We start from the raw sequence: 22644 nt of genomic DNA, 5'->3' as shown, positions 1-22644 counted from the left end.
TACTCCCGCACGCTCCGAGACGAGGTGGGCCGGATCGCACGGCGACCGCGTTGACACGGACCGTGGCCGGACGTTGACTGGCAGCACGGTGCAGGGCCATGCCACCCCGGAACACACGGCGAAGCATTCCGCCTTCCCGCCTCGCCCAGACCCCGCGGGAACCCACCTACCGGACCACAGTGAGGCCGGCCATGACCGTTTCACGGACCATCAAGAACCAGGCACAGGCGATGAAGGGCAGGATCACGGAAGAACTCGGCCGAGTCACCCGCAACAGGCGACTGCAGCGCCGAGGCAGGACCGACCGGGTCTCCGGAAGCCTGAAACAGGCCGCGGAGAAGGCCAAGGGCGCCTTCAGGCGGAGTGGAAGCGGCCCCCGATGATGTACGACCAGACGCGCGCCCAGCAGCCCGCGGGCCAGGCCCGGGGCCCCGCCGAGCGACGTACCCCAGGCCCGGAGCCGCTGCTCCCGTCGGACGAACAGGACAAGATCGTCCAGTCCCTCCGGCACGCCCTCAACACCTTCGCCGACACTCCGCTCGAGGCACTGGAAGAGGCCGAGAGCGCCTATGACGAAGCCACCGCCCAGCTCGTGAACGCCCTCGCGGAACGGCGGCGTCTCCTGCGCGCCGGCTGGCAGGACCAGGCCCCCGAGGCACAGTCCGACGGACTCCGGCTCGCGCTGAGGCAGTACCGGGAGATCATCCAGCGACTGCTCCACATCTAGGCAGCCACTACTCCGCGCCGCGGCGTTGCGCGGAGTAGTGTGGACAGCACCGAGGGCATTTCGTACACCGGCTACCATGCCGGGTCGTTCTTGGCGCAAGATGAAACCCGGGCCGCCGCAGAGGCGGCCCGGAGACGGGTCCGCATCATGTCGGCGACCTTGCTTCCACCCCTGCCGCACCCCGAGCCCGTCGCAGCCCCGGCCGCGCGTCTCGCCCTGAAGACCGACGGCACCTCCCGTGGACTCCTGGACGGTGCCTGGTGGCCCCGCTCCCGGGATCTGCTGAGCGAACTGCCGGAACTGACCGACGTGTTGGACCCCTTGTGGGGCCGCATCACCCGCGTCGCCGTCAACCCGGAGCACTGGCCGGTCATCCCCCGCCAGGTTCCCGTGGACGGCCACGTCGTCAAGGTCGGCTGGTTCACCCCGGAAATCGACCCGCACAAGCTGCTGCTGCTCTCCTACGGCACCGGACGCTGGGACCTGCTGGTCATCCCGCCCGAGACCGGCGCGGAGTCGGCGGCCCGTCTGATGGCTGCCGCGTCCGACTACGACGGCCCGCCGCTGACCGCGAGCGCGCTCATCGCCGCGGACGAGGCCCGACACGGCGTTTCCGCGACCGACGGGCCACTGGCCCCGGACGAGGCATGGGAGTACGAGGGCGGCGCCTCCGCGGTGTCCGCGGCCGTTCCGGAACAGACCGGCCCGCCCAGCTGGGCCAGCCACCTGATCAGCGGTATGTGAGGCGGCCGCCATGAACGCCTTCCTGACAGCCGCCGCCTTTGTGGTTCTCATCGCAGTGGCGGCGTACGTGATCCACCGGCTCAACATCCAGCACGCCGAGAGAATCGCCGTGCACCGGTACAGCGCCCCCCTGCCCGGCCGCCGCGGCCGCGCCACACCGGAGCCCCCGGTGGGTCCGGACCGGTCCGAGTCGCCGACCACCGGCGAACGACGGGACCACCGCGACGGGGGCGGCCGGTTCCCGCCGCGCCGCCGCCGCAGCCGTACGACTCACCACAGGTGACCAGGCGGTTTCCGTCGCCGGGCCACTGACTGTGCGAGGAGCGGCCGGCCCCCATGAACCGAGGCGTCATGACTCTTCCGCAGCTGAACATCTACCGGCACGACCGGGGCAGGCGAGCACTGATCACCCTGGCCGGTGAGATCGGCCCGGCCACCGCGCCCCAGGTGCGCGCCGCTCTGGAGCGGTGCCTGCTTGACGGCATCACCACCATCGACGTCGATCTGACCACCGTCGGCCTCTGCGACAACAACGGCCTGAGCGTCTTCCTCGACGCGTCGCGGCACGCCGCCGAGACCCACGCGTGCCTGCGACTGCACCACCCGTCCCCGCAAACCGCACGGCTCCTCGCGGACACCGGCTCCGATCTTCTGCTCCTGTGAGGGCTCCGGGAGAAATGTGGTGCACAACGGGACCCAGAGCCATCTGTTCCGACCGTGTGTGACATGCCACCTCTGGCGTAATGGGCTGTTCGGCGCGGCCCGCCGCGTCACGCTGGGCGGGTTGATCGCGGTCGTGTCAGGAGCCCATGTGTACAGATCACGTGAGCGGGTCGAGCGCATCCGCCGTGACCGCGGGACGGACCGCGCGTGTCGGTGCGGGCGCTGGACTCGCGGCACGAGGTGAGCATGGACACGGCGGCCGAAGCTTCGACGACGCCGGTGCGGGAGTGCGGTTATGGCGGAAGGTGAGCGCCGACCCGACGAGGGCGTGCTGGACCGGTCGGAAGGGTTCGGTGAGCGGCTGCTGGGGGTGCTGCTGGACCGGGCACACGAGATGCCGCCGCAGCTGATCGCCCCGCTGATCGCGGAAGAGGTGGCCAGGGTCGGTGGCCGCGACGTCTCGATCCTGCTGCAGGACTATGGCCAGCTGGTGTTGGTGCCGTTGCCGGGTCAGCGGCTGATGGTCGGCGAGCCTGAGCCGATCGGTGACTCTCCCGCCGGCACAGCCTTTCTGCACGCGACCACTGTCGAGGTGCCGCAGTCCGACGGCGTCCGGATGTACCTGCCGTTGCTGGACGGCAGCGACCAGGTGGGCGTAATGGCCCTCACCCTGGACACCGTCGATGACGACGACCGGCGGCTGCTGCGCAGGCTCGCCGGCCTGGTCGCCGACATGCTGGTCACCAAGCACAGCTACACCGATCAGTTCTTCTTCGCCCGGCGCCGCGAACCGATGAGCTTGGCCGCGGAGATCCAGTGGTCCCTGCTGCCGCCGCTGGCGATGTCCGTCCCGCAGGTCGCGGTTGCCGGAATCCTGGAGCCCGCCTACGACGTCGCAGGCGACAGCTTCGACTACGCCCTCAATGAGGACATCCTGCACGTGGCCATGGTCGATGCGATGGGCCACGGCCTGGACGCCGCCACGATGGCGACCGTCGCCGTCGGGGCCTACCGGCACGCCAGGCGTGCCGGCATCGGCCTGTCCGAGATCTACACGTTCATGGACCGGGCCATCGCCGAGCAGTTCGGGCCCGACCACTTCGTCACCGCCCAGATGATGCGTCTGAACATCACGACGGGCCACCTGCAGTGGGTCAACGCGGGCCACCCCGCACCGCTGCTGATCCGTGACCACAAGGTCGTCCGGCAACTGGGCGGCCCGACCACCTTGCCCGTCGGCTTCGGCGGTGAAGAGCCCCGGATCAGCCGGCAGAGGCTCCAACGCGGCGACCGAGTGCTGTGCTTCACCGACGGCCTGATCGAGGAGCACGAAGCCGGCGAAGAACAATTCGGCGAAGAACAACTCATCCACTGGGTCAACCGCATCGAACACACAGAGAAGGGAGTACGAGCGGTGGTGCGCTCACTCTCCCACGCCCTGAAGCAGCAACGGGGCGGCCGCACCACCGACGACGCGACCCTCTTCCTGATCGAATGGCGAGGGGGCGCCGCCGACCACCTCGTGCTCCTGGAGTGAGCCGGCAACCGCACGACCGGCTCCGTCATGCGAGCCACCGCGTGTTTTGCACCGTCCATATCCTGGGATTGGGCTGCTTCGGACCGTCCGTCACCCGATGCGAGGACTACGCTGCTGTGTAGACGTCCCAGACCCCGGCGGCATGCTGTTGCTGAACACAGATGGCTGCGGGGTGCGGACTCTTCGTCTGTCACCCGGAGCTTCCCCGGAGGGAACCGGGTGGGTCCTCTGTCCTGCTGCGCAGGCTGGGTCGGACCGGCCGATGCTCTGCCTCCGCCGAAAGTACGCCCCTGCCGAGAGCGCGCCCAGGGGGCCGGAACTCCGGCTCACCGTGCCGCTGCCGGATGCTCTTCCGAACCGAGGCGTCATGCCCCTCTCACAGCTCACCGTCCACCGCCATGACCAAGGGAAACAGGCGCTGATCACCCTGTCCGGTGAGATCGACCTCGAATCCGCGCCGTTGGTGCGCGAGTCCCTGGAGCGGTGCCTGCGGGACGGTATCCGCACCATCGACGTCGACCTCACCCCCGTCACCTTCTGCGACTGCAGCGGACTCAACGCGTTCCTCCACGCCGCGCAGCAGACCACCGTGGCCGGTGGGACCCTGCGACTGCACCATCCGCCGACGACACTGGCTCGGATTCTCGACCTCGCCGGCTGCGGGCTCCTGCTCCTCGGCCTTCCGTGCGGCCACCTGCCACCACCTCTCGGCGACACCCCGACCGCGCCCCGTCCAGCCCCGCCGCACCGGTCTCTCCCGCCTGCGCCTGTTCTCTCGGGTGATGTGCGATGACGGCCGAACCCGGGCGGGGACAGTCACGGAAGCCGGGGGACGGCGAGCCGTCCGCCGTGGCTCCGGCGCGGTTGCGTCGGCTGAGCCGTTGGCTGGTGGAGGGCCTGCGTGAGGATCTGGTGGCTCTGTATGTGGAGTCCCGCGCAACGCCGCCGGGTGAGCCATACCGCCGTCCCAGCCGCCAGGACTACCTGAACCGTCTCACCGTGGACATGCGCCGCCCAGGATTCGCCATGGTGATCGCCGAGACGGACAGCCTGACGGGATGCGCCTTCGGATTCCCCGTAGGCGGCGACGGCTCCTGGTGGCTCGGCTTCGACGGAGTTTTGCCGCGCAGCATCGAGCAACTCACAGCGTCCGGCAGTGTCTTCGCGTTCGCCGCCATTCTGATCCGGCCGCATCCGCAGGACCGGGAACTGGCCCGCCGCGTGCAGGAGCGGCTGCTGACGGACCATCAGGCGTCGCTCGGCGCCACCCTGGTGGACCGGGCCGATCGCCCAACCCTCGCTGCGCTCCGCTCCTGGGGGTGGCTGGACATCGGAGAGCTTCGCAGGCCGGCGGGCGCCACCCCATTCCGCGCGCTGGTACTTCCCTTCGGGGAACGCACCACGGCGAGGCTGGAGGGCCTTGTCACGATGCCCGGAGACGGTGGCCCCAGTGGGGCCTGACAGGCGGTCGACCCGCATTCGGATGCTGGTGGCCGAGCAGGCGGTCCGACGAGGTGCCCCGGTGAGTGTGGTGGACGTATGCACCGCGGCCGTGGCCGCGCTGCCGGTCGGCGGGGCCGGGCTGTCGGCGATGTCCCCGACCGCGCCGAGCCATCCGTTGTGCAGCACCGACGACATCAGCGAGCAACTGGAGGAACTCCAGCTCACGCTGGGAGAGGGGCCCTGCGTGGACGCCTTTGTACGCGGCTCGGCCGTCCTGACACCCGATCTGCTCACCACTGAACTTCAGGATCACTGGGCCGTGTTCGCCGATGCGGCCCTGGAAGCCGGAGCCCGCGCGGTGTTCTCGCTGCCCCTGCAGGAGGGGGCGATCAGCCCGGGAGTTCTGGACCTGTACGCCAACATTCCGACCGTACTGGACGCGGAGGAACTGGCCGACGCTATGGCGTTCGCCGATCTCGCGACGCTTCTCCTGCTCGACGCAAGGATCGACGAGGCGGGCGTGTCGGCCGGCGGGCCGATGGCGGACCGCGGCTTCGAGGACCTGGGCGCATACCGAGCGGAGATCGACCAGGCCAGCGGAATGCTCACTACTCAGCTCGGAGTCGGCATCGAAGAAGCCTTCGTCCGGCTCCGTGCCTACGCCTATGCGCAGGGACGCCGGCTCGCGGACGTGGCCGCCGACGTGGTGGCCCGACGGCTTCGTTTCCCCCGGACGGGGAGCCGTATCAGGCCGAGGAGGAAACCTGACGCCTCGGTGCCGGCCGAGGAACGTGCCGTACTTCCCGCCCCTGCGGGCAGGGACTAGTCTCAATCGAGGGTGCCCACGATGGATCAACAGCTTCTGGCCAAGACCTTCGTCGAGTTGGCCGACAATCTGGTCGCCGACTTCGACCTCATCGATTTCCTGCGCCTGCTGACCGATCGCTGTGTCGACATGCTCGACGCGAGCGCCGCCGGGGTGCTGCTCGCCGACCGGGACGGCAAACTCCGCGTCATGGCCGCCTCCGACGAACAGGTGCGCCTGCTGGAGCTCTTCCAGCTCCAGAACGACGAAGGCCCCTGCCTCGAGTGCTTCCGCACCGGTGCACCGGTGATCGTCCCCGACCTCGGTACGGCGACCGCTCGCTGGCCGCGCTTCGCGGTGGCGGCCCAGCGCAGCGGGTTCGGGTCGGTCCAGGCCCTGCCCATGCGTTTGCGGGACGAGATCGTCGGCGCCCTGAACCTCTTCCGCACCGCCTCCGGCCCCTTCGACCCGGCCGCCGCACCCGTCGCCCAGGCCCTGGCCGACGTCGCCACCATCAGCCTGCTGCAACAACGCACCGCTCAGCGCAGCACGGTGCTCAACGAACAACTGCAGACGGCGCTGAACAGCCGGGTACTGATCGAACAGGCCAAGGGGAAGCTCGCCGAACGCCAGGACATCGACATGGAGCAGGCGTTCACCGCGCTGCGCAGCTACGCCCGCGCCCACAACCGGCGCCTGGCGGATGTGGCCCGCGCCCTCATCGACAGCTCCGAACCCCTCACCGGCCTGGGGTCCTGACCCACGCCTTGCCGGAGCCGGCTACTGCTCTGCGTCGAAGCGGTGTTTGAGATCCACGAGGCGGACTACACAACACAGGCGTCCGACGGCCGTCCTGGACGAAGGCACCGGAGAGTTGAGCTCACACCTCCCGGTGCCGTTCGCCGGGTGCGCACGCCGTCATCTCCGGTCCGCCGCGTGGAGGCGCCTCAGTGCTCGGCGAAGCTCCCGCTGTATCGGTTCCGGGAGTATCCGGCCCTTGGTCGTGGCGACCAGGGCCGCGGCCACGTCACGGAGCTTGATGTTGCAGTGCTGCGACACGTCCACCAGCAAGTCCCAGGCCCTCTCGCTGGAACACGGCGCCAGGGCCATCACCATGCCTCGTGCCTGGTCGATGACCGCACGGCTCGCCAGCGCCCGACCCAACTGATCGTTCCTGGCCCGCAGTTCGACGACCTCGGCCAGCAACACCGCGTCCCCCTCAGAGGGCACAGTCCTCAACAGCCGCTGTTCTTCACTGGGCGGGGTCATTCGGTGCATGGTCCGTACCTCACAGGGCAGTCATCCCGTCCGTGGGTGATCAGCGGCGCGCCAGTTGCCGTTCGTCGGCCGCACCGGGCTTGTAGGGCAGTCCGTAGTGCTTGAAGACCGCTTCCTCCTGCTCGGCGGGCAGCACATCGTCGGTACCGATCGAGGGGGCCTCCTTCACCGTCGTGAGTCACCCCCCGTGGTTCTCCGCGTGAAATCGCCGCAGAGCACGCTGCATCCGCATCGGGAGCGACCTGCCCTCCCAGGCGGCGACCAGGGCCCGGCCGCCTCCGAACGCAACCCGTGGCTACCCGGCCACTTCACGGGTACCCGCGGTGTTCGCGGTCCCGACGGTCCTCGCGCCGCCAGCGCGCCCGGTTCTGACGGTTGTAGCGGCGGTCCCAGCGTTCCTGGCGATTCCGGCGCTCCTGGTAGTCCCGGTAGTGCCCGAGATCGGAACTGCCGCTGCGGCTCCGGCCGCCGCCACGATCGCGGCCGTGTCGGGTGGCGGCATAGACCAGCACCGCCGCAGCCACCCACCAAATGGGATCGAGGAAGCCGAAGCCGAACAGGACCGCGATGAGGATGAGGAGCAGGACGAACACGGTGGGCCTCCCCGGGAGCGGGACACAGCATCGATACCGGGGACTGGGGCCTCACCCCACAGCGTAGTCCTGCCCAATGGTTGCGGATAGCGTGCGACGTGAGCGCGTCCTGCCCGGCATGGATGGCTGCTTGAGACCTGTTCGGGAGCTACGGCGAGGTCTAGCGTGCGACATGCCGCCCCTGCCCCCCGGCAGCGACGCGCCGCCAGCGCGCTCTCCAGGGGGCGCACCCTGCGCATCGGTGCCGGAACCCGCCGCGTCACGAGCGAGGCCGGTCCGTACGCGCCCATCGCCACGCGATCCGGTCGCGCCCCGATGCGCCCCGAGCGGGTACCGGTCTGCCGCCCGCCGCGTCGCACGCATCCCCCACCAGGCGGTACACATGTACGCGCTGATCGTTCCCGCTTCGCCCCCCTTCGTCCTCCTGCTCGCCACCGTGATGGCCCTGTCCTGGTGGGAGGACCACACCCTGCCGACGCCGCCGACCGAGTCCGCCGAAGCCCCCGCCGAAGCCCCGTTCACGCCGGCGGCTCCTGCCCGGCTCCCAGAACTCCTCAGTGCCGGCGCTGCGTTGACAACGGACGTTGCCAGCTTTCCCGCTCGCCCGGCCCCCGCGGAATCAAGGAAATCCCCGCTACCTGAAGGCCCGGCAGTGCTCTGGATTCGTCTCCCTCTGGTGATCCTGGTGGCCCTCTGGATCGTCGGCTTCGCAGTGCGTGGAGGCAGCGGTGGCAGGCACCGGTACAGCCGCAGCCGCAGATAATCCACTCCACGCCCCATCCCACGCGGGAACGACCCTGTACGGCGATCACTCGCGGGAGCCCGTCCAGCGGACACGCGGGACCGGCCTGCTCTCCGGAAGCCTGAAACAGGCCGGCGACAAAGCCAAGGACGCGCCCGTGCCCTCGGCCCGTCACGACGGCGATGTCCGGGCAGCACCACTAGGCCGCCATCCAGGAGCAGTTCGTCGGTGCCGGTGGCCCAGGAGCCGCCTCGCATGACCAGTTGCAGGGCCGCACCTCATCTGCGCCGTTTCAGTGCGTGTGCCGTGCGTGGGAGTTCCTCGTACAGCAGTCGGCCGACCAGCGCCCCGCCGAAGACGACGACACCCACGCCGACCAGCCAGGACTGGATGACCAGGACAGTTCCGACAGGTCCGAAGGTGACTGCGTTGGATGCGATCAATGGCGAGAAGACGAGCCTGGAGAAGACCCTCAGGCCGATCAGCCCGATCACGGTGGCCACGGCGCCGGGCAACAGGGCACGCCAGCGGATCCTCCCGCCGAGGAGCAGGCGCTGGGACCACCACAGCAACAGCACGGCACTCAGCGACGCGACGGCCCCACCTGCCAGAGGTTCACGCCGCAGCGTGGTGGTGGCGGAGACGTAGAGGTATCCGGTGAGGACACCGAGCCACACCGCATGCCGCCACCTGGCCCACCAGCGGGCCGGAGGCAGGTCCCAGACCTTCTCATAGCCTGTCTGCACCGCCGCCCCGAAGCTCAGACCGAACACGGCAAGGGCGGCGATACCGAACGCGGTCGTGGTCCGCAGTGCCTGGCCGGGCCGGATGAACAACTGCTCGACCTGCTGCCTGGAGGACGTCGACACGCCAAGCCCTTCCCCCAGCCACTGTGCGAACCCCCGCCCGTGCTCGGGGTCGGCAGAGGAGACAATGATCAGCAGCGGCACCAGCGTGAGAAACCCCAGCGCGGCAAAGCCCAGCGAGCGCGACCACAGCTCCGTTTCCCTGCTCCGCCGCCATCCGCGCCCGACGGGCGAACGGCTGATCATTTGGCGCAGCGGCCCGAACCGAGATGAACGGTCCGCGGCACCGGAAGGCTTCATCGACATGCCTGTCGACTACCACGTTCGGAACCCTTGCCGCGCGAGGGCGCGACGCAGAGATTCCCGGATAACCTGGAAGAACAAAGGGCTACCGGGCTCAGCGGGCTGCGACTGCCCGAGGGGGCGGCTCGCACCGGCCCGGATCAACGGCTCAGGAGGCAAGCCATGATCCATTCAGCCGATATCCGTGAGTGGCGCAACCGCAGCGTCGTCGACCCGAAGGGCCACAAGATCGGCGTGCTCGAAGCGGTCTACGTCGACACCACCACCGACGAACCGGCCATGGCCACGGTCCGCACCGGCCTCCCCACCCGCCACCACCTGGCCTTCGTTCCCCTCGACGAGGCGACCCTCGGACCGGACTACGTCAAGGTCTCCTACACCAAGACGCTGGTGAAGAAAGCGCCCTCGGTCGGCATGGACGACATCCTGCCCGCCGAGTCGGAGGAAGCGATCTTCCAGCACTACCACATGCCCTACCAGGCAGGCGCAGGCGGCGAGCGGCAACTCGCGCGCCGCTGATCCCCCACGCTCAGCCACCCAAGGGAGGTGTACGCGTCATGGCCCTCTTGCTGTTTCTCCTTCTGGTCGCCGTCGTGCTGGGAATCATCGGAGTGGCGGCGGAGGGGCTGGGCTACTTGTTGATCATCGGCATCGTGATCCTTGTGGCTGCGCTGGGCCTCATCGCCGTCCGCTGGTCCCGGCGCACCGGTCACCGCCCCCTCCGATGACGAACGACACCCTGCACTCCATGGAAATGCAGCGAGCCCTGCCGGGGGCGCCCAGTCTCCGCCCTCCCCCAGGGAGGGCGCCCTTTTGCTCTCCGGGTTGCCGTCGTCACAAGTCGGTGCCCCCGCTGACGTCCAGGTACTGACCGGTGATCCAGCGGGAGTCGTCGGAGGCGAGGAACGCCACCACGTCCGCCACGTCGGAGGGCCTGCCGATCCGGTCGAAGACGGACCGTGCGGCCAGGGCGGCCCGCGCCTCGGGCGTGGTTCTGCGCCGGGCGTTCATGTCCGTCTCGATGAAACCCGGCCCGACCGTGTTGACGGTGATGCCGCGACCGCCGAGTTCCTTCGCCAGGCACAGGGTCATCGTGTCCAGCGCGCCCTTGGACATGGCGTACGCGACGGACTCGGGAAAGGCCCGCCGTGAGGCGAGCGAGGAGATGTTGATGATGCGCCCGCCGTCACGCATCCGCGGCAGCGCGCCCTGCACGAGGAAGAACGGCGCCTTGGCATTGACGGCGATCATGCGGTCGAAGACCTCGGGAACCGCCTGACCCACCGGCCCCGAACCGCTCACCCCCGCGTTGTTCACCAGGATGTCGAGCGAGCCCCCGACGCCGGCGCCCACGTCGCTTCCCTCCAACCCGGCGTCGAAGGCCGCGAAGACCGCGGCGGCGTCGCCCGGCACCCCGAGCTCCGCCTCCACCGGGAAGGCACGCCCGCCGTTCTCGCGTATCTCCGCCACGACCTCCTGGGCGGCGGCCGCGCTGTGGCCGTAATGGACGCCGACGAGCGCCCCGTCGTGGGCGAGCCGCCCGGCGATGGCTCTGCCGATCCCCCGGCCGGCCCCGGTGACCAGTGCGATCTTGCCCGTCAGTGTGCGTTGGATATCCACGTGGACCTTGTGTGTCGAAGGAAGAAGAGAACGAAGAGAGACCGTAGAGGGACCGAAGAAGGCTCGAAGAAGGACCGAAGGACGAACAACGAGGAAGGAACAAGGAAGGAACGAAGAAGGAATCAGGGGAGAGAAAGCACGCCCGTCACCGGCCCACGAACTGCCGATACCACAGGGCATGTTCGGCCAGGCTCCGCGCGTACCCCGCTCCGGGATCGGCCCCGACACCGCCCCAGAACCCGTCGTCCGCGAACCAGTGGTCCACGGCGAGCATGCCGAGGTGGTGCAGTGCGCGCGGCTGTCCCGCGAGCCGGGTTCGGGCCTCGTCGATGTCCAGGGGTGCGCCCGGCAGACGCAGGCCGAGTCGGTGGGCCAGCGTGTCCAGGAGTTCCGAACAGTCCACCGGATCCGGGTGGTTGACGTGATGTACGCCCGCCAGGTCCCGGTCCGACAGTCCGGCGGCGACCACCGCGCGCCCCAACGCCCGTACGTCGACCATGGAGTGCCGGGCGGTGCAGCCCTTCAGGCCCGCCGACAGCAGCCCCAGCAGTCGGACCAGCCCGGGCACCACCCATCGGTCGCCGGTCCCGAGCACGAGGTGCGGGCGCAGCACGACTCCGCCGGCGTCCAGCACATGCCGCTCGGCGGCGGCGCGGGAACGGCTGGTCGGCGAGACCGGGGCGAGCGGCAGCCGGCCGGGGAGCGCGGCGGTGAAGGGACCTCGACCGTATACGGCGGCCGTACTCACGTAGACGACACGAGACGCACCCGCGCGCGTCGCCTCCTCGACGAGGGCGCGGGTGCCGTGGTCGTTGACGGTCTCGGTGCGGTGGTCGTCGTCGCCGATGTGGGAGGCGCAGTGCAGTACGACGTCGATGCCGTCGCAGATGCCGCGCAGGGACGCCGGGTCGGCGAGGTCCGCGCGTACGACGTCCGCCGCCGGGGCCCCTGCGCCGGGGCCGCCGCCCGGTGGCAGCTTCCCGGGGTCGCGCAGCAGGAGCCGGATCCGGGACGGCGGCACGTCCTGCGACTCCCCGAGGGCCGCGACGACATGGCCTCCGATGAAGCCGCCGGCACCGGTGACGAGGATGCGTGGTGACAAGGTGAGTTCCTCCCTGCCGGCCGACGGACCGCCTCGGCCGACGAACCGCGCGCAGCGGTCAACGATCGGTGACGGACCCGCTCCAGGGGCCGCCGAGGACGATGGCGGCTACGCCGGGCTCAGGCGCCGTGACCGTCACGGTACTGCGGAAGACCTCGCGCCCGCCCTGCAGGCCCCGTACCCGCACCCGGGCCGGGTCGAGGTCGTCCTTCGCCAGGGCACAGGCCTCGATCCAGCAGGGGCTGTGCACCTGCCGAGCATCTCCACGCCCGCGATGCTGTCCGCGCTGGACCTCTCCCCGGAGCGGGGTGAGCGGGTGTTCCTCGAATGCGAGGCGGACTGCGAGGCGGACTCCGCCGGGGGCGCCGCACCCGTGATGCAGAGTCAGCGAACACCGGCCCGTAACTAAACCGGCCAGTCGGTTTTAACCGCCCCCCACCACGCGACCCACCGCTCCACGCGGCGCCCCTCCGCCCCGCTTCCGTACAGTCGTTCCACCTGGCCATGGAAAGGAACCACCGTGCGGCTGCGCTGTGCTGTGCTCGACGACTTCCAGAACGTGGCGACCGAGGTCGCCGACTTCTCGCCGCTCGCGGACGACGTGGAGGTCGTCCCCTTCACGACCCACTTCCCCGACGAGGACGCCCTCGCCGCGGCCCTGGCCGACTTCGACATCGTCGTCACGCTGCGGGAACGCGTCCCCTTCCCCGCCTCCCTGATCGCCCGTCTCCCCCGGCTGAAGCTGCTGATCGCCTCCGGTATGCGCAACTCGGTCATCGACTACGCCGCCGCCGAGGCGCACGGTGTCACCGTCTGCGGTACGGCGAGCTCCTCGACCCCGCCCGTCGAACTCACCTGGGCCCTGCTGCTCGGCCTCGCCCGCGGCATCGTCCGGGAGAGCAACGCCGTGCGCACCGGCGGCCCCTGGCAGCAGACGGTCGGCGCCGATCTGCACGGGCGCCGCCTGGGACTGCTCGGTCTGGGCAAGATCGGCAGCCGGGTGGCCCGGGTCGGCCTCGCCTTCGGCATGCACGTCGGCGCCTGGAGCCAGAACCTCACCAAGGAGTACGCCGACGAGGTGGGCGTCCATCTGGCCGCGTCCAAGGAGGAGTTGCTCGCCGACAGCGACTTCGTCTCCGTCCACCTGGCCCTGAGCGACCGCACCCGAGGCCTGCTCGGCGCGCCCGAACTCGCCCTGCTCAAGCCGACGGCGTATCTGATCAACACCTCGCGCGCGGCGATCGTCGACCAGGACGCCCTGCTCACCGCCCTGCACGAGGGCCGCATCGCCGGCGCCGGCATCGATGTCTTCGACGTCGAGCCCCTCCCCGCCGACCACCCGATGCGCACGGCCCCGCGCCTGCTCGCCACACCCCACCTGGGCTATGTCTCGCAGGCCAACTACGCGACGTACTACGGCCAGGCGGTCGAGAACATCCAGGCGTACCTGGCGGGTTCACCGGTACGACGGCTGCCCTGACCCGGCGATCCGGCGGCGGTCAGTCGAGGTCGTCGACGTCCTCGCCTCCGGCTGCACGTGCCGACGAGCCCCCGCGCCCGAGCGCCGGGGCTCTTCCCGTGAAGGGCCGGCCTCAGGCGTACCGGTAGATCTCGGACATGTCCTCCAGCTCGTCCGGAGTCACGTCCCACGGCGGCAGCCGCTCGTGCCGGGCGACGATCCGGCCGTACTGCGCGCTGCTGCGGCCGGGTGGCTTCGCCGGCAGGTAGCGGTGTTTGCGGTGGCGCCGCTGCCAGCGTTGCCACTGCATGTCCATGAAGGCGTGGACCAGCCAGAAGACGGGGTCGTTGACGGACGCGCCGCCGAGCATGACTCCCCCGACCCAGCGATGCACCCGGTTGTGGTTGCGCCAGACGACCCGGCCGTTGCCCCACCCCTCCATCTTGTTCCGGAAGCCCTTGGTGACCGTCGAGTCCCACGGGGCGACGTCATAGACGGGGTCCTTCAGCGCCCAGTTCAGATCGTCCCGGGTGGGCAGGTCGATCGGATCGCGCGGGCGGCCCAGGCTCCGGGTGAGGAACTCGACGTTGGTGATGCTCTCTGTGATGGTCCAGTTGCCCGTCCGGTAGGCGAACGGCCCGGTCATCACCTGCCGGTCCACGGGGCGCCCGGTGCCGCCGAGCAGATCGTCGGTCCACGGCACCGAGGTGGTCGAACGGTCCCGGGTCCAGTCCCAGTACGGCACCGTCACCGAGGAGTCGACACGCTGCAGGGCGCTCTCCAGGTCCAGCACGAACCGGCGGTGCCAGGGCAGGAAGGAGGGCGACATATGGGCGGCGCGCAGGCCTCGGTCGCCGTCACCGACGAAGTACTCGATGTGCAGCCGTACGAACTCGTCGTACTCACCGGTGCGTTTGAGTTCGAGCAGCGCCTCGACGAACCGCCGCCGCTCGGTGCGGGTCAGCTTGCTGACGTTCTTACGCACGTACACCATGCTGCGCCTCCATGTGCAGATGCCCGCCGTGGAACGGTCCGGGAGCCAGGTCGAGCAGCCGTCGGCGGGGCCCGAGCTCGTCGACGGCCGCGCGGGTCGCCTCCAGCGGGGTCCGGTACCAGCTGTAGTGGTCGATCATGCTCAGCCAGGTGCCGTCGGCACGGCGCATCAGGTGCAGCGGGCGGCCGTCCACGGTGACGCGCCATTCGGCGCCGAGAGCGCTGAGGCCCTCGAAGGGAAGCGGGGCGCCCTGGATACGGCGGCCGCGGTAGGTCTCGTCGAAAGGGGTGTCGGACTCCCGCTGCCCCTCCACGGACCGCGAGGGCCGGGAGGCGGCGAGCACCGGCGTGAGCGCCACCGCGGCGGAGGCGAGCAGCATCCGCGCCGCCTCCCGCCGTGTCCGCCGCTCCGGCTCCCCGCTCACCGGGGTGCCCGCCCCCTGTACAGCACCCACCGACACTCCGTCTGCGCTGACGGCCATCGCTCACTCCTCGTACGGTTCGGCTGTTCGTACGAGTAACCGTCCAGGACGCCGCACGGTCACCGCCGGAAGCCCATACGGCGGTGTCACCCGGTCGGCCTCAACTCGTCCAGAAGTCCCACCAACGGGTCAGGATCAGCATCCCGACGATCCCGATGTGCAGCAGCGCAAGCACCCAGGTGAACTCCGCGAGGAAGGCCTTCACCGGACCCGGCGCGGGCAGGAAGGAGTTCCGCACGAGGAAGGAGGTGACATACCAGAACAGCGGGATCGTCGCGAGCCAGGCCAGGCAGCACCACAGGCACAGCGCGTTGATCCGGTACAGGGACTCGAACTGCAGCCAGGAGACGAACCCGATCCCGAAGAGACATCCGGCCTCGAAGGTCAGCCAGTACCAGCGCGGGAAGGCGGCCCCGGCCAGCAGGCTCATGCCGACGCAGATCACGATGCCGTAGGCCACCAGGCCCAGCATCGGGTTGGGGAACCCGAAGGCCTCGGCCTGGTCGCTCTCCATCACACTGCCGCAGGACACCACCGGGTTCAGGCTGCAGCCCGGGGTGAAGTCCGGGTCTTCGAGGAGCTTGAACTTGTCGAGGGTGATGACCCAGGAGGCCAGCAGCCCGGCCGCCCCGGTGAGCACCAGCAGCAGGGCGAACGCCCGGCCGCCGCCCACGGCCTGCCGCGTGCCCGGCGCCGGGGTCACCACCGCGCGGCCTCGCGGTGGACGCGGAGGTGGTCGACGCCTAAGGTGATCGGGGCCGAGCCGCAGGGCGCCGGGTGGTACCGGCCGGCGCACACCGACAGGTTGAGGATCAGGTACGCCGACCAGTCGGCGCCGACGCCGGTGCCGTCGGAGAAGACACCCGCGCCATTGACGTACCACTCGACGGAACACGCGCCGTAGCGGGTGCCGATGGTGACCCACCGGTCCGGGGCGATCGCGTCCGCGTCGGTGTAGTACGTCGCACCGCGGTTGACGTGGTTGGACAGCTCCAGCAGGTGCGGATTGTCCGGGTGGTACTCGAAGGAGTCGACCTCGTTCTCGCCGTCCTTCCAAGTCCACAGCGCCGGCCAGGCTCCGGTCCCGGAGGGCAGTCGGACGCGGGTCTCGACGTAGTCGCCGGTCCTCACCCGGAAGCCCTCGTCGGAGTACTCGGTGGTGAGCAGGCCGGTGTGCCAGGCCTGCCGGCCGTTCTCCAGGGTGTGGCCGGACGGTGTGGCGGTGAAGGTCGCCACACCGCCCGAGACGGTCACGCAGCCGGGGGTGAGCCAGTCGAGCTTGTTGTCGTCCGGGTTGTGGTCGCGGTAGCGGTAGGCGCTCGACCGGTCGCCGACCCATTTGGCGCCCCAGGCGATCGGGGCGCTGAACTCCTCCGACCAGATGAGCGACCTGTCGGCGGTCACGGCCGGAGTGGACTTGACGCTGTCGGTGGTCATGGCGCCGAGGGTAATTCCTCTTTCGGATCGCGCAGGCGGTCGACCGAGCCGGACGCACCATACGATCAATGGATTCGTGGACCAGATGCCAATCCCTCCGAATGCCTCTGTGCATTCCATTCTTCACCCCTGCGTTTTTCACGCGTATGGAGCAACGCGTCGCTTTTGCAGCGGTCTTGGACTGCTATGTTCTCCAACCGTTGGATCAGAGGTACTTTCAAGCGAGGTGAATCATGAAGAAGGCAGTTTTCACCACGGCTGCGTTGGCGATCGGTGCGGGTCTTGTGGGTGGCTCCGCCGCTGCGGCGTCGGCCGCCGGGGGATCGGGAATCTCCACCAGCCCGCTCGGCGGGCTCATGTCCCCGACCAAAGTGAGCCCGGCGGTCCTGCCCGCGGCCGATGCCGTGACGCGACTGGCCCGCGAAGGCGGGGTTGCGAAGGGCAGCGCGTTCGACAAGAACAAGTCCGGGGGAATGTCCGGCATTTACCTGGACGGAATGGACCCGAATGCCGCCAAGAAGCCCACGATTCCGGTGAAGAACCCGGCCGGGAGCGGCACGGTCCAGGTGCACCCGCTGCATGCGCCGACCGCCGCGGGCCTCGGCACCTTGCTCCCGAAGAAGTGAAGCCCTTGGTCCCGCCCGTTCGCGGGACAGAGCTGGGCCCGGAATTCTGAGACTCTGATCCGGTTCTCGGGAGCCGGAGACCGACAGCAGGCCCAGACGCTGGATCCGGACCCGCAGCTCCACCTCCGCACACGGCGGGCCCACGGGCCCGCGCCCCCGCGAACCATTCTGTCCGGCCCACCGGCCCTCCCCCTGCCGGTGGGCCGGACGCATGTCGGCCCGCTCTCCGGCCGGCTCCATTCGGCCCAACGCACCGGAATTCCCCCGGAACACCACGCGGATTCCGCCTCGGTTCCGCCCGTCCCGGACCTTCTCGGACCTTCCCGGGAATGAGCGTAAAGCGGGTCGGCGGCTGGGACGCTGCGTTGCGCCATCCGAAGGAATCTGGCCACGTTTGAATGTTCCCGCCGTGACTTATGCATGCATATACGGGTTTCCTTTTCGTAAGCGTGCGCAACCGTGAATTCAGGAAGGAACCGAGTTGCCCAAGAAGTTCGCGGTCATCACGGCCCTCGCCCTCAGCACCGTCGTCGGAACTGCAGGCCTTGCCTCTGCTGGTGAATACGACGGCAACGGCAAGACCACCACCGTCAAGGGCGGTGGCGGATTCTCGACTGCCCCCGTCGTCGTGAACGCGCCCCAGCAGGGCGTTCTCATCGTCAACGGCACCGTCGTCGACGGTCGCTGCCTCGCCCCGTGGTCCAACGGAGCCGTTCTCGGCGGCGTCGTCCCACCGAACTCGCACTACGCCGCCTGCAACACGGCCGAGGTCAACCAGTCGCAGAACGCCCCGTACGCGGGCGGCCTGCTGTTCTGACCTCTGCTGTTCGCAGCACCTGAATCACCCCAACGCAGCCCGAAAGGCGCAACTCATGCGTAAGAAGGTTACGGCCATCTCCGCGCTCGCGGCAGGCATCGCCCTCGCGACCGGCGGCACCGCCGCGGCCGACGCCGACACCACCACCGTCAAGGGCGGTAGCGGCTTCTCGACGTCCCCGGTCGTCGTGAACGAGCCCCAGCAGGGCGCTGTCATCGTGAACGGCACGGCCGTCGACCTGCGCTGTGCCGTGCCGTGGTCCAACGGAGCCGTCCTCGGCGGCGTCGTGGCGCCGAACTCGCACTACGCCGCCTGCAACACGGCCAAGATCGACCAGTCGCAGAACGCCCTGTACAAGGGCGGCCTGCTGTTCTGACTCCTGCTCCGAGCATTCGGAGCAGGTAAATCCCGAACGCAGCCCGGAAAGGCTCAACTTATGCGTAAGAAGGTTACGGCCATCTCCGCCATCGCCGCGGGCATCGTCCTCGCGACCGGCGGCACCGCCGCGGCCGACGGTGACACCACCACGGTCAAGGGCGGTAGCGGCTTCTCGACGTCTCCGGTCGTCGTGAACGAACCCCAGCAGGGGATCGCCGTCGTCAACGGCGCCCTCCTCGACGCTCGCTGCCTCGCCCCGTGGTCCAACGGAGCCGTTCTCGGTGGCGTCGCTGCTCCGAACTCGCACTACGCGGCCTGCAACACGGCCAAGGTCGACCAGGCGCAGAACGCCCCGTACGTGGGCGGCCTGCTGTTCTGAGCAGTGGCTCCAGCCGATGGCGGCCCGCCGGAATCCCGGCCGGCCGCCATCGGCTTTTGTGCGCGGAGATTTTCGGTACCGAGCCGTACCAAGCTCGTGGGCCCTGTCTGCGTCGGTGTGCAGACAGGGCCCGGATGAGGGAGCGCCAACAAGGAGGAATGAGCGCCCATTCGACAGGAACAACGAAGCTGGGCCATCCGTGGTCACCCTGATTCCTTCGTTTGGCCCAATGCGGCAAGCTCCATGCGGCGAAGAGCACGGGTAATTCCCGAACATGCCGAAGGGCCGGCTCCGGGAGAGATGGAGCCGGCCCGGAACGTCGAGCCGATGGGCGACGAAGTCGAGGAAACGAATCGCCTACCTGATCGCCTACCTGATCGGAAGTCCGCCGAGCAGCTGGCCGTCGACGGGGTTCGGCAGGGTGCCGCCGAAGACGGGGGTCTTCACCACGGAGGACTTCTTCACGCCCTGCTTCACGCCGTCCGCCGTGCGCTTCACGTTGTTGCCCACGTAGCCCGTCGGCAGCTTGGCGGCGTTGGGGAGGCTGCGGGCGACGGTCTTCCCGTTGTCGACGAGGCCCGACGCCGGCATGTCCACCGCGGCGGCGGGGCCGGCGACTCCGGCGACAGCGAGGGAGCCGACGACGACGGCAGCAGCCTTCAGGTTCTTCATCATGTTCCTTTCGTGGGGACTCGACTTCCGTAACTCGCGTCCGCCGGAAGGGATTTCGCGCCTGGCGCGTCGCGAGTGACTCGGTCTCGGTTCTCCTGGGCTAACGAGAGGGGATCCCGGTGGAAACTCTGCTGCCGACAAGTTCCAGGAACTCATACGAAAAGACCCGCTGCGCCGCGGGTGCGGGAGTTTCACATCATGTGATCACCCGCCGGTCACCCCGAACGGCCCATGGCCCCAAACGGGTGGTCCCGTACGAGAAACCACTCAGAAAACGCGATCATTCCGACACCGTTGGCCGGTTGGCAGATAAATATGGATAAGTGGCTGGTGCTGCTCGTCCCATGACTCCAGGAAGCCGAACGCGAGCCACACATCGTGTTGCTGGTTCGGACTCTCTCCTTCGGAAGGGCAGCCTCGCTCATGCGCAGTTCCGTGCCGCACATTCTGCATGTCGCCCAGCCCGTCGAGGGCGGAGTCGCGCGGGTCGTGACGGACCTGGCGACGGCACAGCTCGCCGAAGGGCTGCGCGTGACGGTCGCCTGTCCCGAGGGCGGCACGCTGGCGGACGCCCTGCGCGGGCCGGAATGCACGGTGCTCCGCTGGGACGCCACCCGCTCACCGGGGCCCCGGCTTCCGGGCGAGGTGCGGCTGTTGGCGCGGCTGGTGGGCGAGGTGCAGCCGGACCTGGTGCACGCGCACAGCGCGAAGGCCGGGCTCGCGGCCCGGCTCGCGGTGCGCGGCCGCCTTCCGACCGTCTTCCAGCCGCACGCCTGGTCGTTCGAGGCCGCGAACGGTGTCGTGGCGCACCTGGCGCGGGGCTGGGAGCGGCTCGGGGCGCGGTGGGCGACGCGCGTTCTGTGTGTGAGCGAGGCCGAGCGGCGTACCGGGGAGCGGTGCGGGATCAGCGCCGCGTGGCGGGTGGTCCCCAACGGCGTGGACACCCACAGGTTCCGGCCGGAGGGAGCCAGAGCCCGGTCCGGGGCGAGGCCGCTCGTGGTGTGCGTGGGCCGGCTGTGCCGCCAGAAGGGGCAGGACGTGCTGCTGGCGGCCTGGCCCGAAGTGGCACGGCAGGTGACCGGCGCCCGGCTGGTGCTGGTCGGCGACGGTCCGGACGCGGACCGGCTGCGCTCGGGGGCGCCCGCGTCGGTGGAGTTCGCCGGCGCGACGTCCGACGCCGCCCCCTGGTACCGGGCCGCCGACGTGGTGGTCCTGCCGTCCCGCTGGGAGGGCATGGCGCTCGCCCCGCTGGAGGCCATGGCGTGCGGTCGGCCGGTCGTCGTCACGGATGTGGCCGGGGCGCGCGAGAGCCTTCCGCCCGGCCGTCCGCCGTCCTGCCTGGTGCCGCCGGAGGACCCCGGTGCGCTGGCCCGGGCGCTCACGGCACTGCTTGGGGACGAACCGCTGCGCACGGCGCTGGGCGCACGGGGCCGGGCCCATGTGCTCGCTGCCCACGACCTGCGGCGCGCCACGGACGCAGTGACCGATGTGTACCGCGAGCTGCTCGGCTTCGCCACCACGTCGGTCGTCACCGACGAGGGCAGGAAGTACATCACCCCATGACCGCGGACAGCACCGTCGCCTCGCCCGCGGGGCAGCAGCCGGCGCCCGAGGGCGCCGGCTCCGTTCTCGGCCCGCGCGGCCTCGCCGCGGGACCCCGGGCGCCCGCCGGGCGGGGTGCCCGGCGTCCGCGGCGGGTCTCCGGGGCGCTCCTGGGGCTCGTCGACGGCGGCGCCGGCCTGCTGGGCGCCCTGGTCGTGCCCGCGCCGCACAGGTATCCGCTGGTCTTCGCGCTGCTGGCCCTCGGTGTGATCGGTCTGAACCGGCGGGCCTCGTTGTACGACACCTCGGTCGTCCCCGGCGTGTTCGACGAACTCCCGGCCGTCTGTGGCCGGATCGCCGTCGGCTGGGCGGCCGTCGTGGCGCTGTCGCCGCTGCGGTCGCTGTCGATGACCGTGCTGGTCGTCGCGGTCACCGTGCACTGCGTGGCGGCCTGCGCGGGCCGTGCGGCGGTGCACGGCGGTCGGCGCCGGGCACTGCGGCGCAGGCCCTGTCCCGCCCTGGTGGTCGGGCCGGTCACGGAGGCCCGGCGGGTCGCGGCCGCGTTGTTGCGCCGACCGGACTGCGGGGTACGGCCGGTGGGTGTCGTGGCCGACACCCCGGAAGTCCTCGGTGCCATGGACGACGAGCCCGGTCTGCCGGTACTCACCACGGCGCAGGACGCGCGTCGGGCGCTCGTCCAGAACGGTGTGGAGACGGTGCTCGTCGTGGGGGCCGCGACCCGGGTGGAGAAGGCCGCTGTGCTGCGGGGGCTGGCCGCGTACGGATGTGTGCTGTGGGAGCTGGACGCCGACTCCCCCTGGTACGGACTCGGCGGGGGCCGCCAGGGGGTGGGGCATCTGGCCGGTTTCTCGCGGAGGTTGCTGTGGCCGAGGGGCGGACGGCGGCGCGGCAGCGTGGGCAAGCGGGCGCTGGACGTGGTGCTCTCGGGCTCGCTGCTGGTGCTGGCCGGCCCGGTGCTGCTGGTGTGCGGGGTCGTGCTGCGGGTCATGGAGGGGCCGGGCGTGGTGTTCCGGCAGGAGCGGATCGGCAAGGACGGGCGGCCGTTCACGATGCTGAAGCTGCGCACCCACCGGCCCGCCAGCGCGCACGAGGCGGCGACCCGCTGGAGTGTGGCCAACGAGCAGGACATGAGCCGTTTCTGCCACTTCCTGCGCCGGACCTCGCTGGACGAGCTGCTGCAGCTGTGGAACGTCTTCCGCGGTGACATGAGCCTGGTCGGCCCGAGGCCCGAACGGCCCTATTTCGTCGCCAAGTTCAGCCAGGCCCATCCGGGCTACCCGGCCCGCCACCGGATGCGCACCGGGATGACCGGGCTCGCCCAGATCCACGGGCTGCGCGGCGACACCTCGATCGAGGACCGGTGCCGCTACGACAACGCCTACATCGACAACTGGTCGCTGTGGCAGGACGTCTGCATCCTGTTGCGCACGGCGGCACAGTTCGTACGGCCGACGGGGAGCTGAGCACCGGTGAGT

The 22644-nt window shown here is 70.0% G+C and carries 31 protein-coding genes and 1 pseudogene; 20 read left to right on the top strand and 12 right to left on the bottom strand.

The window, feature by feature from the left end; genetic code table 11:
- The first annotated feature begins 191 nt into the window (after positions 1 to 191).
- The 10 genes from QQM39_RS29765 to QQM39_RS29720 all read left to right on the top strand — a co-directional run bounded on the left by QQM39_RS29765 (position 192) and on the right by QQM39_RS29720 (position 6678).
- Positions 192 to 383: a CsbD family protein gene (locus QQM39_RS29765; RefSeq protein ID WP_302000632.1), complete on the top strand. Its 192-nt coding sequence runs from the start codon at positions 192 to 194 to the stop codon at positions 381 to 383.
- A complete protein-coding gene (locus QQM39_RS29760) occupies positions 380 to 727 on the top strand; it encodes a hypothetical protein (protein WP_302000631.1) in 348 nt (115 codons plus the stop codon). The genes QQM39_RS29765 and QQM39_RS29760 overlap by 4 nt, the downstream gene beginning before the upstream one ends.
- Before the next feature lie 39 nt (positions 728 to 766).
- Entirely contained in the window at positions 767 to 1471 is a 705-nt protein-coding gene (locus tag QQM39_RS29755) for a DUF5994 family protein (protein ID WP_302000630.1), read from the top strand.
- A 10-nt stretch (positions 1472 to 1481) separates the two neighbouring features.
- Positions 1482 to 1754, top strand: coding sequence for a hypothetical protein (locus QQM39_RS29750; protein ID WP_302000629.1), 273 nt, complete (start codon positions 1482 to 1484; stop codon positions 1752 to 1754).
- A gap of 68 nt (positions 1755 to 1822) precedes the next feature.
- Positions 1823 to 2134 (top strand): STAS domain-containing protein, encoded by a 312-nt coding sequence (locus tag QQM39_RS29745; RefSeq protein ID WP_302000628.1) that lies wholly within the window; start codon positions 1823 to 1825, stop codon positions 2132 to 2134.
- A gap of 295 nt (positions 2135 to 2429) precedes the next feature.
- Positions 2430 to 3671: a PP2C family protein-serine/threonine phosphatase gene (locus QQM39_RS29740; protein ID WP_302000627.1), complete on the top strand. Its 1242-nt coding sequence runs from the start codon at positions 2430 to 2432 to the stop codon at positions 3669 to 3671.
- 367 nt (positions 3672 to 4038) lie between these two features.
- A complete protein-coding gene (locus tag QQM39_RS29735; RefSeq protein WP_302000626.1) occupies positions 4039 to 4464 on the top strand; it encodes an STAS domain-containing protein in 426 nt (141 codons plus the stop codon).
- Complete coding sequence (locus tag QQM39_RS29730) at positions 4461 to 5132, top strand: hypothetical protein (protein ID WP_302000625.1); 672 nt, start codon at positions 4461 to 4463, stop codon at positions 5130 to 5132. Before QQM39_RS29735 ends, QQM39_RS29730 begins: the two co-directional genes overlap by 4 nt.
- A 61-nt stretch (positions 5133 to 5193) precedes the next feature.
- Complete coding sequence (locus QQM39_RS29725) at positions 5194 to 5940, top strand: GAF and ANTAR domain-containing protein (protein WP_302000624.1); 747 nt, start codon at positions 5194 to 5196, stop codon at positions 5938 to 5940.
- Between the two features lie 21 nt (positions 5941 to 5961).
- Positions 5962 to 6678, top strand: coding sequence for a GAF and ANTAR domain-containing protein (locus QQM39_RS29720; RefSeq protein WP_302000623.1), 717 nt, complete (start codon positions 5962 to 5964; stop codon positions 6676 to 6678).
- A gap of 159 nt (positions 6679 to 6837) precedes the next feature.
- Here QQM39_RS29720 and QQM39_RS29715 read toward each other — a convergent pair whose 3' ends face one another.
- The 4 genes and pseudogenes from QQM39_RS29715 to QQM39_RS29700 all read right to left on the bottom strand — a co-directional run bounded on the left by QQM39_RS29715 (position 6838) and on the right by QQM39_RS29700 (position 9584).
- Positions 6838 to 7188 (bottom strand): ANTAR domain-containing protein, encoded by a 351-nt coding sequence (locus QQM39_RS29715; RefSeq protein ID WP_302000622.1) that lies wholly within the window; start codon positions 7186 to 7188, stop codon positions 6838 to 6840.
- Positions 7189 to 7237: 49 nt separating this feature from the next.
- Positions 7238 to 7366, bottom strand: a pseudogene (locus tag QQM39_RS29710) (PRC-barrel domain containing protein); the annotation flags it as partial.
- A gap of 139 nt (positions 7367 to 7505) precedes the next feature.
- Positions 7506 to 7790, bottom strand: a complete 285-nt coding sequence (locus QQM39_RS29705; RefSeq protein ID WP_302000621.1) for a hypothetical protein — start codon at positions 7788 to 7790, stop codon at positions 7506 to 7508.
- 1020 nt (positions 7791 to 8810) lie between these two features.
- Entirely contained in the window at positions 8811 to 9584 is a 774-nt protein-coding gene (locus QQM39_RS29700) for a ribonuclease BN (protein ID WP_302000620.1), read from the bottom strand.
- 219 nt (positions 9585 to 9803) lie between these two features.
- On the opposite strand from QQM39_RS29700, the gene QQM39_RS29695 reads away from it, so the two are divergent.
- Entirely contained in the window at positions 9804 to 10160 is a 357-nt protein-coding gene (locus QQM39_RS29695) for a PRC-barrel domain-containing protein (RefSeq protein ID WP_302000619.1), read from the top strand.
- Positions 10161 to 10198: 38 nt separating this feature from the next.
- Positions 10199 to 10369: a hypothetical protein gene (locus QQM39_RS29690; RefSeq protein ID WP_302000618.1), complete on the top strand. Its 171-nt coding sequence runs from the start codon at positions 10199 to 10201 to the stop codon at positions 10367 to 10369.
- 106 nt (positions 10370 to 10475) lie between these two features.
- Here QQM39_RS29690 and QQM39_RS29685 read toward each other — a convergent pair whose 3' ends face one another.
- From QQM39_RS29685 to QQM39_RS29675, 3 genes are all read right to left on the bottom strand, one after another.
- Positions 10476 to 11261, bottom strand: a complete 786-nt coding sequence (locus tag QQM39_RS29685) for an SDR family NAD(P)-dependent oxidoreductase (protein WP_302000617.1) — start codon at positions 11259 to 11261, stop codon at positions 10476 to 10478.
- A 145-nt stretch (positions 11262 to 11406) separates the two neighbouring features.
- Positions 11407 to 12363: an NAD(P)-dependent oxidoreductase gene (locus QQM39_RS29680; protein ID WP_302000616.1), complete on the bottom strand. Its 957-nt coding sequence runs from the start codon at positions 12361 to 12363 to the stop codon at positions 11407 to 11409.
- A 58-nt stretch (positions 12364 to 12421) separates the two neighbouring features.
- A complete protein-coding gene (locus tag QQM39_RS29675) occupies positions 12422 to 12613 on the bottom strand; it encodes a hypothetical protein (protein WP_302000615.1) in 192 nt (63 codons plus the stop codon).
- On the opposite strand from QQM39_RS29675, the gene QQM39_RS29670 reads away from it, so the two are divergent.
- A complete protein-coding gene (locus QQM39_RS29670; protein ID WP_302000614.1) occupies positions 12608 to 12772 on the top strand; it encodes a hypothetical protein in 165 nt (54 codons plus the stop codon). The two genes, QQM39_RS29675 and QQM39_RS29670, sit on opposite strands and share 6 nt — an antisense overlap.
- A gap of 111 nt (positions 12773 to 12883) precedes the next feature.
- Positions 12884 to 13843: a D-2-hydroxyacid dehydrogenase family protein gene (locus QQM39_RS29665; protein WP_302000613.1), complete on the top strand. Its 960-nt coding sequence runs from the start codon at positions 12884 to 12886 to the stop codon at positions 13841 to 13843.
- A 112-nt stretch (positions 13844 to 13955) separates the two neighbouring features.
- Here QQM39_RS29665 and QQM39_RS29660 read toward each other — a convergent pair whose 3' ends face one another.
- The 4 genes from QQM39_RS29660 to QQM39_RS29645 form a co-directional block, all read right to left on the bottom strand.
- Entirely contained in the window at positions 13956 to 14816 is an 861-nt protein-coding gene (locus QQM39_RS29660; protein ID WP_302000612.1) for a tyrosinase family protein, read from the bottom strand.
- Complete coding sequence (locus QQM39_RS29655) at positions 14800 to 15297, bottom strand: tyrosinase cofactor (protein WP_302000611.1); 498 nt, start codon at positions 15295 to 15297, stop codon at positions 14800 to 14802. Before QQM39_RS29655 ends, QQM39_RS29660 begins: the two co-directional genes overlap by 17 nt.
- Positions 15298 to 15397: 100 nt before the next feature.
- Positions 15398 to 16000, bottom strand: coding sequence for a vitamin K epoxide reductase family protein (locus tag QQM39_RS29650; protein ID WP_302000610.1), 603 nt, complete (start codon positions 15998 to 16000; stop codon positions 15398 to 15400).
- Complete coding sequence (locus tag QQM39_RS29645; RefSeq protein WP_302000609.1) at positions 15997 to 16734, bottom strand: beta-glucanase; 738 nt, start codon at positions 16732 to 16734, stop codon at positions 15997 to 15999. The genes QQM39_RS29650 and QQM39_RS29645 overlap by 4 nt, the downstream gene beginning before the upstream one ends.
- A 233-nt stretch (positions 16735 to 16967) precedes the next feature.
- On the opposite strand from QQM39_RS29645, the gene QQM39_RS29640 reads away from it, so the two are divergent.
- From QQM39_RS29640 to QQM39_RS29625, 4 genes are all read left to right on the top strand, one after another.
- A complete protein-coding gene (locus QQM39_RS29640) occupies positions 16968 to 17360 on the top strand; it encodes a hypothetical protein (protein ID WP_302000608.1) in 393 nt (130 codons plus the stop codon).
- A 481-nt stretch (positions 17361 to 17841) separates the two neighbouring features.
- Entirely contained in the window at positions 17842 to 18177 is a 336-nt protein-coding gene (locus QQM39_RS29635; protein WP_302000607.1) for a hypothetical protein, read from the top strand.
- A 55-nt stretch (positions 18178 to 18232) separates the two neighbouring features.
- Positions 18233 to 18553 carry a hypothetical protein gene (locus QQM39_RS29630; protein ID WP_302000606.1) on the top strand — a complete coding sequence of 107 codons (321 nt, stop codon included), beginning with the start codon at positions 18233 to 18235 and terminating at the stop codon, positions 18551 to 18553.
- A 60-nt stretch (positions 18554 to 18613) separates the two neighbouring features.
- Entirely contained in the window at positions 18614 to 18934 is a 321-nt protein-coding gene (locus QQM39_RS29625) for a hypothetical protein (RefSeq protein ID WP_062714413.1), read from the top strand.
- Positions 18935 to 19303: 369 nt separating this feature from the next.
- Here QQM39_RS29625 and QQM39_RS29620 read toward each other — a convergent pair whose 3' ends face one another.
- Positions 19304 to 19606 (bottom strand): hypothetical protein, encoded by a 303-nt coding sequence (locus QQM39_RS29620; RefSeq protein WP_367669705.1) that lies wholly within the window; start codon positions 19604 to 19606, stop codon positions 19304 to 19306.
- 423 nt (positions 19607 to 20029) lie between these two features.
- Between QQM39_RS29620 and QQM39_RS29615 the strand changes: the two genes are divergently transcribed.
- Positions 20030 to 21169, top strand: a complete 1140-nt coding sequence (locus QQM39_RS29615; protein WP_302000604.1) for a glycosyltransferase — start codon at positions 20030 to 20032, stop codon at positions 21167 to 21169.
- On the top strand, positions 21166 to 22632 hold the full coding sequence (locus tag QQM39_RS29610; RefSeq protein WP_302000603.1) for a sugar transferase: 1467 nt from the start codon (positions 21166 to 21168) through the stop codon (positions 22630 to 22632). Before QQM39_RS29615 ends, QQM39_RS29610 begins: the two co-directional genes overlap by 4 nt.
- The last annotated feature ends 12 nt before the right edge of the window (positions 22633 to 22644 follow it).

The sequence above is a fragment of the Streptomyces sp. DT2A-34 genome, assembly GCF_030499515.1.
Lineage (GTDB): Bacteria > Actinomycetota > Actinomycetes > Streptomycetales > Streptomycetaceae > Streptomyces.
This window is presented reverse-complemented; position numbering and strand designations above follow the sequence as displayed.

Bases quoted from the DNA above. Each gene is read 5' to 3' on its own strand.
- QQM39_RS29730 (WP_302000625.1), top strand. From the start codon at position 4,461: ATGACGGCCGAACCCGGGCGGGGACAGTCACGGAAGCCGGGGGACGGC.
- QQM39_RS29735 (WP_302000626.1), top strand. From the start codon at position 4,039: ATGCCCCTCTCACAGCTCACCGTCCACCGCCATGACCAAGGGAAACAG.
- QQM39_RS29620 (WP_367669705.1), bottom strand. From the start codon at position 19,606: ATGAAGAACCTGAAGGCTGCTGCCGTCGTCGTCGGCTCCCTCGCTGTC.
- QQM39_RS29700 (WP_302000620.1), bottom strand. From the start codon at position 9,584: ATGATCAGCCGTTCGCCCGTCGGGCGCGGATGGCGGCGGAGCAGGGAA.
- QQM39_RS29765 (WP_302000632.1), top strand. From the start codon at position 192: ATGACCGTTTCACGGACCATCAAGAACCAGGCACAGGCGATGAAGGGC.
- QQM39_RS29740 (WP_302000627.1), top strand. From the start codon at position 2,430: ATGGCGGAAGGTGAGCGCCGACCCGACGAGGGCGTGCTGGACCGGTCG.
- QQM39_RS29645 (WP_302000609.1), bottom strand. From the start codon at position 16,734: ATGACCACCGACAGCGTCAAGTCCACTCCGGCCGTGACCGCCGACAGG.
- QQM39_RS29630 (WP_302000606.1), top strand. From the start codon at position 18,233: ATGCGTAAGAAGGTTACGGCCATCTCCGCGCTCGCGGCAGGCATCGCC.
- QQM39_RS29715 (WP_302000622.1), bottom strand. From the start codon at position 7,188: ATGACCCCGCCCAGTGAAGAACAGCGGCTGTTGAGGACTGTGCCCTCT.
- QQM39_RS29610 (WP_302000603.1), top strand. From the start codon at position 21,166: ATGACCGCGGACAGCACCGTCGCCTCGCCCGCGGGGCAGCAGCCGGCG.
- QQM39_RS29655 (WP_302000611.1), bottom strand. From the start codon at position 15,297: ATGGCCGTCAGCGCAGACGGAGTGTCGGTGGGTGCTGTACAGGGGGCG.
- QQM39_RS29695 (WP_302000619.1), top strand. From the start codon at position 9,804: ATGATCCATTCAGCCGATATCCGTGAGTGGCGCAACCGCAGCGTCGTC.
- QQM39_RS29615 (WP_302000604.1), top strand. From the start codon at position 20,030: ATGCGCAGTTCCGTGCCGCACATTCTGCATGTCGCCCAGCCCGTCGAG.
- QQM39_RS29660 (WP_302000612.1), bottom strand. From the start codon at position 14,816: ATGGTGTACGTGCGTAAGAACGTCAGCAAGCTGACCCGCACCGAGCGG.
- QQM39_RS29625 (WP_062714413.1), top strand. From the start codon at position 18,614: ATGCGTAAGAAGGTTACGGCCATCTCCGCCATCGCCGCGGGCATCGTC.
- QQM39_RS29760 (WP_302000631.1), top strand. From the start codon at position 380: ATGATGTACGACCAGACGCGCGCCCAGCAGCCCGCGGGCCAGGCCCGG.
- QQM39_RS29640 (WP_302000608.1), top strand. From the start codon at position 16,968: ATGAAGAAGGCAGTTTTCACCACGGCTGCGTTGGCGATCGGTGCGGGT.
- QQM39_RS29750 (WP_302000629.1), top strand. From the start codon at position 1,482: ATGAACGCCTTCCTGACAGCCGCCGCCTTTGTGGTTCTCATCGCAGTG.
- QQM39_RS29720 (WP_302000623.1), top strand. From the start codon at position 5,962: ATGGATCAACAGCTTCTGGCCAAGACCTTCGTCGAGTTGGCCGACAAT.
- QQM39_RS29745 (WP_302000628.1), top strand. From the start codon at position 1,823: ATGACTCTTCCGCAGCTGAACATCTACCGGCACGACCGGGGCAGGCGA.
- QQM39_RS29690 (WP_302000618.1), top strand. From the start codon at position 10,199: ATGGCCCTCTTGCTGTTTCTCCTTCTGGTCGCCGTCGTGCTGGGAATC.